Below are 12,552 nucleotides of genomic sequence, written 5' to 3'. Positions count from 1 at the left end.
GAGCCGCGGCTCGGCGATATGCATCGGCCGATGCGTCAGCCGGTAGCGCAGCCGAAACCCCAGCCGACCAGCCGCCGTTCCCGCGCGGCACCCGTTCAGCGCTTGCCCGCCGCCGTCAGCCGCATCGATTCCGCCGCCGTCTCCCGCAGCCATTGCGCGAGCCGTTGCGCGCCGTCGGGCAGATCGGCGTCGTCGCGTGTGCAGAGGTAGTAGTCGCGGCCGTCGTCGAGCGCCGTGTCGAACAGTTGCACCACCTCGCCGCTCGCGATCTCCGCCTCGATCAGCGGCGCGCGCATCAGCCCCGCGCCGAGCCCCGCGCGAATCGCGCTGAGCGTCAGTTGCCCATCCTCGAACATCGGCCCGACCACCGGCGGCACGTTGCGCACGCCCGCGTTGCGCAGCCAGTTGACCCAGGTGCTGCGATCCTCGTCGTGCACCAGCGGCACCACGGCCAGGTCGGCCGGCTTGCGGAACGGGCCGAAGCGCCGCCGGAACGACGGATGGCAAACCGGCACCATCGCGCCCGGCAGCAGCTTCTCGCAGCGGTAGCCGGGCCAGTCGCCCGCGCCGAAGCGGATCGACAGATCCGACGCGTCGCTGCGGTAGTTGCGGTGGTTCGCGTAGAGCACGGTCACGTCCACATCGGTATTCGCGTCGAGGAAGCGATGCAGCCGAGGCACGAACCAGCCGATGCCGAACAACGGGATCAGGCTGACGGTGATCTGCCGCAGCGAGGAGCGGTCGCGCACGAAGCCGGTGGCGCTGCGCAGCACCGAGAACGCCGCGCTGATCGAGCGGTAATAATCGCGGCCCTCGTCGGTCAGCGCCAGCGCGCGGCCCTCGCGCACCGTCAGCGGGGTGCGGATGAACGCATCGAGCAACTGCAATTGGTGACTGATCGCCGACGGCGTGATGTCGAGCTCGGCAGCGGCGGCCGTGACCGAGCCCAGCCGCGCGAAAGCCTCGAACGCACGCACCGCGCGCAGCGGCGGATCGTTGGATAATTGTTCGATATTTTTCATGTTTTGAATTCTATCGAATAATCCGGGGATTGGGCTGTCTTTTGAAAGGCATGATGGGTAAGGATTTTGGTGAATTTGGCTTGTCGGGCATAAGCATTCAATCAAAGGATATTTGCCGGTCGGCAATCGACTATTTAATATTTTTCATGTTCTAATCGTCCGCCACACGCTCCCCCGACCATGAAAAAAATCGTCCTGTCCGCTCCGTTCTCCGGCACCGCCATCGCGGCCGCCGCCACCCTCGCGCTGTCGCTGGGCGCGCCCGCCGTGATGGCGGCCGACGCGCCGCAAACCGTGCTGATCGGCCTGGCCGCGCCGCTGACCGGCCCGTCGGCACGGATCGGCAAGGATCTGCAGAACGGCGCGCAGCTCGCAGTCGATGATGCCAACCGCACACATCCGACCATCGGCGGCAAGCCGGTCGTCTACAAGCTGGTGGCCGTCGACGATCAATCCGACCCGCGCACGGCCGTCACGGTCGCGCAGGATCTGGTCGGGCAGCACGTGATCGGCGTGGTCGGCCACTGGAACACCGGCTGCAGCGTGCCGGCCGCCCGCGTGTATCACGACGCGGGCATCCCCGAGATCGCGCCGGCCTCCACCGGCCACCAGTACACGCTGCAAGGCTTCGACACCGCGTTCCGCATCATGGGCCACGACGACACCGGTGGCGCCTACACCGGCGCATACGCGGTCAAGACGCTGCACGCCAAGCGCATCGCCGTGCTCGACGATCGCACCTCGTTCGGCTCGGGCCTGGCCGACCAGTTCGTGAAGGGCGTGAAGGCGGACGGCGGCAATATCGTCGATCGCGAATACGTGACCGACAAGACCACCGATTTCAGCGGCGTGCTGACCGCCATCAAGAGCAAGCGGCCGGACGTGGTGTTCTTCGGCGGCCTCGACGCGCAGGCCGCGCCGATCGCGCGCCGCATGCATCAGCTCGGCATCGACGCCACGCTGCTCGGCGCGGGCGGCTTCGTCAGCCAGACCTTCCTGTCGCTGGCCGGCAAGGACGGCGAGGGCGTGACCGCGCTCGAACCGGGCCGGCCGCTCGCGAAGATGCCGGGCGGCCCGGCGTTCGACGCGCAATACCGCGCGCGCTATCACGCGCCGATCGAACTGCATGCGCCGTTCGCGTACGACGCGGCGGCCACGCTGATCGCCGTCGCGCAGCAAACCGGCTCGACCGATCCGGCCAAGCTGGTCGCCGCGCTGCACAAGGTGGATCGGCAGGGCGTGACCGGCCGCATCCAGTTCGATGCGCAGGGCAACCTGAAGGACCCGGCCTACACGATCTACCAGGTGCGCGACGGCAAGTGGAACGTCGTTGACGTGCTCGGCGGCGGCGCGGGTGCGCCGGCGAATTGACGCCCAGGGCCGGACTTCGGCGTGAGCGGGCGGCAGCCGGTGACGAACCGGCGCCGCCCGTTCGCCGCTCCGAGGTTCCGGCCTCCGCGTCTGGCTTGCCGATCCCATATCAGCGTAGCGATACGAGCGGCCCGCTCGCCGCTCCGAGGTTCCGGCCTTCGCACCCGGTTTGCCGATTCCCCACAACCATAACGACACGAACCCCCAAGTCAGGAGCTCCCATGACCGAGCCGACCCAACCCGCCGCCCCGAGCGGTGACGCTGATACCGACACCCGCCTGGGCATCCTCGCGCGACGCAGGATCGAGGCGGAAATCATCAAGCCGATCTACGAGATCATGAAGCGCGAGTTCGGCACCGAGCGCGCGCAGGCCGTGATCGCCGAGGCGGTGCGCGGCGCGGCCGTCGATGCGGGCAAGACGTTCGCGGCGCAGGAGCCGAACGGCGCGAGCATCGCTTCGTTCGTGGCCTTGCAGGTGCTGTGGGAGAAGGACGACGCGCTCGACGTGAGCGTGCAGCGCGAGGACGCCGATCACTACGATTACGACGTGCATCGCTGCGCTTACGCCGAGATGTATCACGCGATGGGGCTCGGCGAGATCGGCCATCTGCTCAGTTGCGCGCGCGACGAATACTTCATTCGCGGCTACGACCCGCGCGTCGCGCTGACGCGCACCACCACCATCATGCAGGGCGCGAAGCGCTGCGATTTCCGCTACGCCGTGCGCGAAGCGAAGGAGCCGAATCATGGCGAGTGAACGCAACGAACGCAATGCGGCGCTGCGCGTGGACGGCGCGCGGCTGTGGGATTCGCTGGAGCGGATGGCGCGCATCGGCGCGACGCCGAAGGGCGGCGTCTGCCGCCTCGCGCTGACCGAACTCGATCGCGAATCGCGCGACCTGTTCGTGGAATGGGCACGCGCGGCGGGCTGCACGATTCGCGTGGACGCCATGGGCAACGTGTTCGCGCGCCGCGCGGGCCGGGTGGCCGATGCCGCGCCGGTGATGACCGGCTCGCACGCCGACACGCAGCCGACCGGCGGCCGCTATGACGGCATCTACGGCGTGCTCGGCGGCCTCGAAGTGGTGCGCGCGCTGAACGACGCGGGCATCGAAACCGAACGCCCGATCGACGTGGTGCTGTGGACCAACGAGGAAGGCTCGCGCTTCGCGCCGGCGATGGTGGCCTCGGGCGTGTTCGCGGGCGTGTTTACGCTCGACTACGGCCGCTCGCGCACCGATCGCCAGGGCGTCACGCTGGGCGATGCGCTGGCCGCGATCGGCTATGCGGGCGACGCGCCGGTGGGCGGCTATCCCGTGCACGCGGCCTACGAACTGCATATCGAGCAAGGCCCGATTCTCGAACGCGCCGGCACCACGATCGGCGTGGTCACGGCCGGGCAGGGGCAGCGCTGGTACGAACTGACGTTCACGGGCGTGGACGCCCACGCGGGCACCACGCCGATGGACGCGCGCCGCGACGCGCTGGTTGGCGCCGCGCGCGTGGTCGATTTCGTCGATGGGCTCGGCCGCCGCCTCGCGCCGGACGCGCGCGCCACGGTCGGCATGATCGAGGCGCGCCCGAACTCGCGCAACACGGTGCCGGGCGAGTGCTTCTTCACGGTGGAGTTTCGCCATCCCGACGCCGCCGTGCTGGCCGAAATGGATGCGGCGCTGCGCGCGGAAGTGGCGCGGATCGCGGGCGGCGCGGGCCTCGGCGTGCGCATCGAGCAGATCTTCGATTACGCGCCGGTGCCGTTCGCGCCGCGCTGCATCGAGGCGGTGCGCGATGCGGCCGCCGCGCTCGGACTGTCGCACCAGGACATCGTGTCGGGCGCGGGCCACGACGCGTGCTATCTCGCGCGCGTCGCGTCGGCCGGCATGATTTTCGTGCCGTGCGTGGACGGTCTCAGTCACAACGAAGCGGAAGCGATCACGCCCGAATGGGCCGAGGCGGGCGCCAACGTGCTGCTGCACGCGGTGCTGGCGAGCGCGCAGGAAGTGACGCAGGAAGCGGCGCAGGCGTAGTGCGGGCAGGCCGCGCGTGGGGCGTCATGCCCGCGCGCGGCCGGGGCGATCAGCCAATGCTCACAGGGACGGATGGCATTGGAACGTCAGGCGCGCCTCGCGATCGGAGACATGCTCCAGCCCCGGGCTCGCGCGCATGCCTTGCTGGGCGCAGTAGGCATCGGCGGTGCTGATCGCCTTCTGATGCGCGGCGGCCCAGGACAGCACGGCGCCGTGCGAACTGGTGTTGACGGTGTAGGTATGCGGCTTGTCGGTGGCGCTGACCTCGGACACGCTGGCGCATGCACCGAGCCACAGCGTCAGACAGGCCGCGAGCAGGACGGTAAGCGGCGTTCTGGAAGACATAGGGCGTTTTTCTGGCTGGGTTGGCGGCGCGTGGCGCCGCACAGGGACAGGCGGAAGTATCCGCGAATTCGCCGGCGCGATCATCGCTGCCTGGCCGAACACTTCGTTTCCGTTGTGTGAACAATGTGCGACGAAGCCGGAGGTTCGGCCTCGGGCCGGCGAGCCGGTATCCTGTGCGACCGGCGCGGCGGCGAGGGGTTCCGGCCGCCGCCCGCCCGATCCAATCGAAAAACGAGGGTAATAACCGATGAGAGCACGGCATTTCGCGGCCGCCTGCCTGATGGCGGCCTTGACGGGGATCGGCGCGAGCGCCGCGCAGGCGGCCAGTTTCGATTGCAAGGCGGCGCGCACCGGCGTCGAACGCAGCATCTGCAGCCATCCCGCGCTTGGCGATCTCGATTCGCAACTCGATGCCACCTATCGTCAGACCGTCGCCCGCGCGGCGGACCCGGCCGCCGTGTCGCGCAGCCAGCGCGCCTGGCTGGCCGAACGCAACCGCTGTGGCGATGCGGCCTGCATCGAACAGGCCTATCGCGACCGGCTCGGCGCGCTGGCCGCCGTCAAGTCGGCCGAATGGCGCCGCTATTCGAGCGCGGCGCTCGGCATCGCGTTCGATTACCCGTCCAACCGCAAGCCCGTCACGCCGTGCCCGGGCACAGGCGAAAAGCGCTGCGTCGCGCTGGTCGGCCGGGGCATGGACAACAGCGATTACTTCGTGGAACTGAACGTGGTGAGCGGTGGGCTGGAAGCCGTGGCGCAGCGGGACGCACTGTTCAAGCAGGACGACAACGGCAAATGGGTGACGAGCGCCGGGCCGGGCACGCCGGCCGATGTCGAGCGTTTCGCGGGCCGCGGCTGGCAAGGCATGCGCGCCACGCAGACCTGCGGCGTCAGCGATCCCGAAACCGGTTTTCACGCCGCAGGCGGCGAATGTCTGTGGGCGGTGTTGAGCAACGGCACGCAGGCCGTGGTGGCCGATACCCAGGGCATCGTCGGCAACGACGACGACACCGCGCGCGTGCTCGGCTCGCTGCAGTTTCTGCACTGATTCTGCACAAATCGCCGCCGCTGGCCCGGTAAACCGTGCGCAGCGGCGCGTTTTTTCGAATCCTCAGTTCATTCTCAAGCGCCTCGGGCTTCCGGCAAAACCGGTCGGCCATTGCGTCCGGCCGCGTTCACCGAGCAGCGCGCGGCCGAGCGCCTCGAACGCGACGGCCGGCAGATCCGGCAGCCGTTCCACCACGGTGCTGGCCGGATAGAACGCTTCCACCGCATCGTCCAGGATGCCCACCCCGATCAACTCGATGCCTTGTGCGCGCACCTCCGCGATGCGCAGGCGCAGGTCCGCGCGCAGCCGCGCCGGGTCGCCGTCGCCGGTGGCCGGATAGCCGTCCGACAGCACCATCAGGATGCGCCGCTGCGCGCGCCGCGCGAGCAGGCGCTCGGCGGCCCAGCTCAGCGCCTCGCCGTCCGGGTTCTCGTGGCCGCATTCGAGGCGCGCGAGGCCGCTCGGGTTGTCCGAATCGAAGCGCTTGTAGATTTCCAGATCGAGCCGTTCGACGAAGCGGTTGTAGCCGCGCGGCGCGTGGCCCTGCGCGAGCCAGCGGTCGCGGAACGCGCGCATCGCCGGGTCGTCGATCGAGCTGTAGCCGAGCGCCTCGCACGGAAAGCCCAGTTGCGCGAGCGCGTCGCACAGCGCCGCCGCGCAAAGCCGCGCGAGTTCGATCTTGCGGCCGGCCATCGAGCCGCTGCGGTCGATCAGCAGCGTGACGGCTGTGTCGCGCCCCGATGTCGTGCGCCGCGTGCGGAACGGCGTGCGATAGCCGGGGGTGGTGGCAACCCGCGCCAGCGCGCGGCGGTCGAGTTCGCCGCGTTCCTGTTCGGTGCGCCAGTGCAGGTGTTCGTCGGCTTCGAGCGCGCGTTCGAGTTGCGCCTTCAGGCGCGCGGTTTGCGCGCGTGCCGCGCTGCGCAGCTTGCGCCAGGCGGTGGCGTCGCCGCTGCCGGTCAGGTCGGTGACGGTGTCGAACGCGGTGGTGATCGGGATCGAGCGAACCGGCGGGGCGTTCGTTTGCGTGGTGCACGGCGAGGGTGCGCTGTCGCCGCTGGCCTGGTCGTCGGCCGAGGATGCGCTGTCGGCCGGCGTCGCGGCGTTCGACAACTCGGCGCTTGCGGCCGGTGCGTCGGTGGCGGGTGCACTGCCGAACGCGTCGTCGGGGTCGATCTCGATCGCGGTATCGGGCGTGTCGAGCGAGGTTTCGCGATCGACCGTGATCATCATGTTGTTGGCGTTGCCGCGTGCGAGCCCGCGCACATGCGCGACCAGGCGGCCGGCTGCCTCGATGCTGTCCGCCGTCGAGCGCGCGGCGCGCGCCGCGTCGATCAGCGTGCCGCTGGCGTGCAGCGTGGCGTCGAGCGAGGCGACGCGTTCGGGTTGCGTGGGCGCTTCGCCGTGCAGCTCGCGCGCGATGCGCCAGATCAGGCGGTCGCGCCAGTTCAGCGTGGGCCAGCGCCGGGCGATCTCGCGCGCGGCGGCCTCGCGTTGACGCGCGAGCAGCGGCGCCGCGCCGGGGAATTGCGCGGCCAGCGCGCGGCTGGCCCGGTAATCGTCGATGGTTTCGGCCAGCGCGCGCGTGACCTCGGCGGCCACGCCGGCCCGTTGCGCCGGTTCGCCGAAGCGCAGCCGCGCGGCCAGCAGATCGACCCAGCCCGCCAGTTCGTCGGCCGACAACGGCGTGTCGCCTGCGGTGGCGGGCAGCGTCAGGACGGTCGTGCCGGTTGCGCCGGTTGCGTCGTTCGCCAGATCGAGCCGCGGGCCGTCGCGCGACACGCGTACCTGCACGCGAGGGTCGCCGGTCAGCACGCGCGCGAGCTTGCCGAGTTGCTCGCCGGGGTCGTCGTTGGACGGTGCGGGGGCGGGTTGGGTTGCGGCGGTTGCTCGGGCTTCGGCTTCGGCTGCGGCTGCGGCTCCGGCTCCGGCTCCGGCTCCGGCTCCGGCTCCGGCTCCGGCTCCGGCTCCGGCTCCGGCTTTGGCTTTGGCTTTGGCTGCGGCTGCGGCTGCGGCTCCGACTCCGACTTCGGCTCCAGATGCGACTCTGGCTCCAGCTCCGACTCCGCCTTCGGTTGCACCCCCGCCCCGGCCCCCGACCCCGGCTTCGTCCCCGGCCGGTTTCACGCCGGCTCCTGCCCGATGTAATGGCGGACGATGTCCCGGATCAACGCGGCGTCGTCGGCGCTCACCTTCGCGTAGATCGTCGGGCCGGCCGCGATTTCCGGGTCGCCGGTGCGCAGCATCAGCGCGGTCCAGTCGATCAGGCGGCGCGTGGAGAACGCGCTGGCCAGGTCGTCGCGTTCGAACGCTTCGCGGCACGCGGCGGCGATCGCGGCCAGCGTTTCGGCCATCGGCACGCTGACGCGCGGCCCGAACGTGCGGCGCAGCACGTCGGCCTCCTCGGACGGTGAGAGGTAACCGATCTCGTAGACGCGCCAGCGATCAAGAAACGCGTCGTTCATCACGTTGGCGCCCTGATACAAATGCCGGAAGCGGCTCATCGCGCCGGCCGCGTTGGCCGTGGCGAACAGGCGGAACGCCGGATGCGGGGCCACGATCTCGTCGCCCTTTTCCTTGAGCAGCAGGCGGCCGCCCGGTTCGAGCACGGCGGTCAGCACCGCGAGGATCGCCGGCTCGGCGAAATCCACCTCGTCGACGATCAGCCACAACCCCGCGCGCATCGCCGTCGGCAGCACGCCGTCCACCCAGATCGTCTCGCCGCCCTTGACCGTCCAGAAGCCGACGAAATCGCCCACCGTGGTCTGGCCGTTCATGTTCGCGCGCAGCACGCCCTGGCCGGCCTGCGCGGCGGTCTGCTCGATCAGGCTGGTCTTGCCGGTGCCGGTGTGGCCGATCAGCAGCAGGCGGCGGTTTTCGGCGATGTCGCGCACCACGTTGGCCGCGCGCTCGCCGAACAGGTAGGCCGGGTTGGTCGCGGGCACCAGCGGGCCGCCCGCACCGCGCGCGAGTGGCACGCCGGCGATCGTGACGCGGGCGTCGGCATCGGTATCGGCGGCTTGCGCGGCCTCGGCCGCCGTCTCGCGGGCGGCTGCGTGCAGGTCGGCCAGGAAGCGCGCGCGATGCGGCGGCGCAGCGGCCTCGCCATGGTCGTCGCGACGCGCGTAGCCTTCGCGATGCCATTTGCGCAGCTTCGTGTCGAGGTTGTCGAGGTCGATGACGGTGTCGATATCGATGTCGCCGCTGGCGCGGCGATGCTGAATTCGGTAGCTGCGCGGCCGGTCCGAATGACTGACGAGCCAGGCGCCATCGTCGCGTGCATAGACGCCGACAGGCGACGGTTCGGTGGAAAGCGAGTCGGACAGGGTGCTCATCGTCGGAGGGAGGCGGCGGCGCGCGCGGTCGGGAAGCCGCCATTGTGCGCCGCGGCTTGGCGTCGCGCGGGGCAAAAACCGAGCCGTCCCGGCAATTCGTTCCGTTAAGGAGTCAATTCATTTCCCGTCAGTGGTTTATTGCTTGCGGAGATTGATTCAGACTGGCGCTTCCGGTTCGCGCAGCCGCACGAACCGCCCCTCTATATATAGAGCGGCTTCGCTCCAGCAGCGGGCCGCCAACCCGGAGCCCGATTCGATGACGACCGACCTGACCCAGCTTCCCGGCTCGACGCTCGCGTTCCGCCGCCGCCCGGCCGCCGGCGTGGCGCGCGCGCGGCTGTTGCTGCTGCACGGCGTGGGTGGCAACGAAACCAACCTGGCGGCGGTGGCCGATGCGTTGCCGTCCGATCTCGATCTGCTGTTCGTGCGCGGGCCGCTGACGCTCGGCGCCGTGCAGTTCGCGTGGTTCAACGTGCGCTTCGGGCCCAACGGCCCGACCATCGATGCCGCGCAGGCCGACGCGAGCCGCCTGCATTTGATCGATCTGCTTCGCGCGCTGCGCACGGCCGACGGCGCCGCGCCGCTGCCGACGCTGATCGGCGGTTTCAGCCAGGGCGGCATCATGAGCGCGAGCGTCGGCCTCAGCGCGCCGGGCGAGGTGCGCGGCTTCGCGATCCTCAGCGGCCGAATCCTGCCCGAGATCGCGCCGCACGTCGCGCCGCGCGAGGCGCTGGCCGGCCTCGACGCGTTCATCGCGCACGGCGAGTACGACGACAAGCTGCCCGTCACCTGGGCCGAGCGTGCCGACGCGATGCTGACCGAACTCGGCGTGCCGCACGCCGTGCGCCGCTATCCGGTCGGCCATCAACTGACCGGCGAGATCGTCGATGATTTTGCTGCATGGGCGGACGCGCGCCTCCGGCAAGCTTGAGCGTTACGGCGCGTTGTTCTGCGCGGATCGTGCTGCGCGCGAGATAATCGCGCTTTGACGATCCGGAGACGCGGCAAATGAACTTATCGGAACAATGGGTGCTCGTGACGGGCGGCGCGCGCGGGCTGGGTGCGTCGATCGTGCGTTCGCTGGTGCGTGAAGGCGCGGGCGTGATCGTCAATTACCTGAACAGCGAAGCGGCAGCCACCGCGCTGGTCGCCGAACTCGGCCCGCGCGCGATCGCCTTGCCGGCCGACGTGACCGACGCCGCGCAAGTCCGCCGAATGGTCGATGCGGCGCGCGAGCGCACCGGCGAGCCGATCGCGGCGGTGGTCAACAATGCGCTGGCCAGCTTCCGCTTCGACGGCGACGCGCGGCCGCAACTCGGCGAGATTTCCTGGGAGCGCATGCAGCAGCAGCTCGAAGGCGCCGTGAAGGGCGCGCTCAACACGATGCAGGCCACCTTGCCCGGCATGCGCGAGCGCGGCTTCGGACGAATCGTCAACGTCGGCACCAACCTGGTTCAGAACCCGGTGGTGCCGTATCACGACTACACGGCGTCGAAGGCCGCGCTGCTGGCGCTGACGCGCACCGCGTCGAACGACCTCGGCCCCGACGGCATCACCGTCAACATGGTGTCGGGCGGCCTGCTGCGTACCACCGATGCGAGCCGCGCCACGCCCGAGGCCGTGTTCGACATGATTGCGGGCTTCACGCCGCTGCGCCGCGTGACCACGCCCGAGGAATTCGCCGATGCCGTGCTGTTCTTCCTGTCGCCGTGGTCGCGCGCCGTGACCGGGCAGAACCTGATCGTCGACGGCGGGCTGGTCAAGGGCTGAGGTCCTGGCCGGGCAGCGTATCGCTTTCGACCAGGCCCGGCACCGCCTCGCGCATCGTCGCGACGAAGCGCAGCAGCCGCGACGGGTAGAACTGCGCGTGCGGATACGTGAGGTAGGCCGGCAGCGCCGCGGCGCGCCATTCCGGCGCGACGTGCACGAGCCGGCCGGCGGCCAGATCGTCGGCCAGCAGCCATGACGAGCTGATGCCCACGCCCATCCCGTGCAGCATTGCGCTGCGCAACGCGAACAGGTTGTCGGTGCTCATGCGCGGCTGGATCGTGAAGCGGCGCGTCTCGCCTGTCGTGCGATGCGTGAGCGCGATCTCGTTGCGGTAATAGGTACGCAGCGCCAGCCATGTCAGCGGGGCCAGCGCCTCCGGCGTGGCCGGGATCGCACCGCCCTCCAGCAGCGACGGCGCGGCCACCACGATGCGCGGCACGTTTGCCAGCTTGATCGCCACCACCGACGGGTCGGTCGGCTCGCCTATCTGAATCGCACAATCGATGCCGGTGCCGATGAAATCGTGCACTTCGTCCTGCAGCAGCCATTCCACCGTCACGCGCGGGTGTGCGCGCAGGAAGCGCATCAGCGGCTCGACGAAGATCTGCTGGCCGAACGCATGCGGCACCGTCACGCGCAACGGGCCTTCCGGCTCCTGCTGCGCGCCGCGCAGATCGGCCTCGAACGATGCCCAACTGGCCAGCAATTCCTTGGCGCGCTTGAACGCGCGTTCGCCATCCACCGTCAACCGCATCGAGTGCGTCGAACGATGCAGCAGACGCACGCCAAGCGAGCGCTCGAGCGCCTGCAGGCGCCGGCTGACGGTGGGCTGGGTGGTGCGCAGCAAGGCCGCCGCCGCCGACAGGCTGCCCGATTCGACTATACGTACGAACGTTTCCATCAGTTGAAAACGATAGCCGGCATCGTCGGGCGAGGCTTCCGAAACCCGGTGAGGTGCGCCAGAGGCAGGGCTGGCGGGCGATTTGAGGGTCATGCGCGGAGCGTATATCAAATGTGCGGGCTGTGCCACTACCGGGCCGGTGCAGCAGCCGTCACACTCGCGTCTCCTGATTCACGACGAGATGGAATCCCATCATGAGCTCGACCCCCGACTTCGAACCTGCTGGCGGCGTGGCCCGCGAAGCCGTCATGCCGCCCGCGCATCGGGCCGCGCCGGCCGCCGCTGGTTCCGCCGGCCAGGGCCAGCCGGCCGTGCTGACGCCGCGCCTCGTGCTGCTGCTGGCCGCCGCCGCCGGGCTCGGCGTGGCACCGCTCTATTACAGCCAGCCGATGCTGGGCGTGCTCGGGCCGGATATCGGCGCGTCGGACCGGCTGGTCGGCTTCGTGCCCACGCTGACCCAGCTCGGTTATGCGCTCGGCATCCTGCTGCTTGCGCCGCTCGGCGATCGCTTCGACCGGCGGCGCGTGATTCTCGTCAAGGCCGGCGTGTTGGTGGCCGCGTTGCTGCTGGCCGCGCTCGCGCCGTCGATCGGCTTCCTGCTCGCCGCCAGCTTCGCGGTGGGGCTGGCCGCGACGCTCGCGCAGGACGTCGTGCCGGCCGGTGCGACGCTCGCGCCCGACGCGCATCGCGGCAAGGTGGTCGGCACCGTGATGACGGGGCTGCTGCTCGGCATCC

Annotated in this window: 12 protein-coding genes; 7 read left to right on the top strand and 5 right to left on the bottom strand. The window is 70.0% G+C overall.

Annotation, left to right across the window (positions count from 1 at the left end):
* Positions 1-95: 95 nt before the first annotated feature.
* A complete protein-coding gene (locus ACYP33_RS33995) occupies positions 96-1,022 on the bottom strand; it encodes a LysR substrate-binding domain-containing protein (protein WP_414448445.1) in 927 nt (308 codons plus the stop codon).
* A gap of 180 nt (positions 1,023-1,202) precedes the next feature.
* Here ACYP33_RS33995 and ACYP33_RS33990 point away from each other — a divergent pair, with 180 nt between their 5' ends.
* From ACYP33_RS33990 to ACYP33_RS33980, 3 genes are all read left to right on the top strand, one after another.
* A complete protein-coding gene (locus ACYP33_RS33990) occupies positions 1,203-2,393 on the top strand; it encodes a branched-chain amino acid ABC transporter substrate-binding protein (RefSeq protein WP_459625498.1) in 1,191 nt (396 codons plus the stop codon).
* Between the two features lie 221 nt (positions 2,394-2,614).
* A complete protein-coding gene (locus ACYP33_RS33985; protein WP_459625497.1) occupies positions 2,615-3,151 on the top strand; it encodes an L-2-amino-thiazoline-4-carboxylic acid hydrolase in 537 nt (178 codons plus the stop codon).
* Positions 3,141-4,421 (top strand): Zn-dependent hydrolase, encoded by a 1,281-nt coding sequence (locus ACYP33_RS33980; RefSeq protein WP_459625496.1) that lies wholly within the window; start codon positions 3,141-3,143, stop codon positions 4,419-4,421. The genes ACYP33_RS33985 and ACYP33_RS33980 overlap by 11 nt, the downstream gene beginning before the upstream one ends.
* Positions 4,422-4,481: 60 nt before the next feature.
* Here the strand turns inward: ACYP33_RS33980 and ACYP33_RS33975 are convergent, their stop codons facing one another.
* Positions 4,482-4,766, bottom strand: a complete 285-nt coding sequence (locus tag ACYP33_RS33975) for a hypothetical protein (RefSeq protein ID WP_414448441.1) — start codon at positions 4,764-4,766, stop codon at positions 4,482-4,484.
* Between the two features lie 247 nt (positions 4,767-5,013).
* Between ACYP33_RS33975 and ACYP33_RS33970 the strand changes: the two genes are divergently transcribed.
* Complete coding sequence (locus ACYP33_RS33970) at positions 5,014-5,814, top strand: lysozyme inhibitor LprI family protein (protein ID WP_459625495.1); 801 nt, start codon at positions 5,014-5,016, stop codon at positions 5,812-5,814.
* A 63-nt stretch (positions 5,815-5,877) separates the two neighbouring features.
* Here ACYP33_RS33970 and ACYP33_RS33965 read toward each other — a convergent pair whose 3' ends face one another.
* On the bottom strand, positions 5,878-7,626 hold the full coding sequence (locus ACYP33_RS33965) for a cobaltochelatase CobT-related protein (RefSeq protein ID WP_459625494.1): 1,749 nt from the start codon (positions 7,624-7,626) through the stop codon (positions 5,878-5,880).
* Between the two features lie 308 nt (positions 7,627-7,934).
* Positions 7,935-9,146: an AAA family ATPase gene (locus ACYP33_RS33960; RefSeq protein ID WP_459625493.1), complete on the bottom strand. Its 1,212-nt coding sequence runs from the start codon at positions 9,144-9,146 to the stop codon at positions 7,935-7,937.
* Positions 9,147-9,402: 256 nt separating this feature from the next.
* Between ACYP33_RS33960 and ACYP33_RS33955 the strand changes: the two genes are divergently transcribed.
* Together ACYP33_RS33955 and ACYP33_RS33950 are read left to right on the top strand one after the other, a co-directional pair.
* Complete coding sequence (locus tag ACYP33_RS33955) at positions 9,403-10,077, top strand: alpha/beta hydrolase (RefSeq protein ID WP_459625514.1); 675 nt, start codon at positions 9,403-9,405, stop codon at positions 10,075-10,077.
* A gap of 77 nt (positions 10,078-10,154) precedes the next feature.
* Positions 10,155-10,916: a 3-oxoacyl-ACP reductase gene (locus ACYP33_RS33950; RefSeq protein WP_459625492.1), complete on the top strand. Its 762-nt coding sequence runs from the start codon at positions 10,155-10,157 to the stop codon at positions 10,914-10,916.
* Here ACYP33_RS33950 and ACYP33_RS33945 read toward each other — a convergent pair.
* Complete coding sequence (locus tag ACYP33_RS33945; protein ID WP_459625491.1) at positions 10,906-11,910, bottom strand: LysR family transcriptional regulator; 1,005 nt, start codon at positions 11,908-11,910, stop codon at positions 10,906-10,908. The two genes, ACYP33_RS33950 and ACYP33_RS33945, sit on opposite strands and share 11 nt — an antisense overlap.
* Before the next feature lie 155 nt (positions 11,911-12,065).
* Between ACYP33_RS33945 and ACYP33_RS33940 the strand changes: the two genes are divergently transcribed.
* Positions 12,066-12,552, top strand: a 487-nt coding sequence (locus ACYP33_RS33940) for an MFS transporter (RefSeq protein WP_459625513.1), incomplete at its 3' end; no start/stop codon positions are given.

The organism is Burkholderia sp. 3C (genome assembly GCF_054589155.1).
The sequence above is the reverse complement of the archived record's forward strand: the minus strand, read 5'-3'. Positions and strand labels throughout refer to the sequence as shown.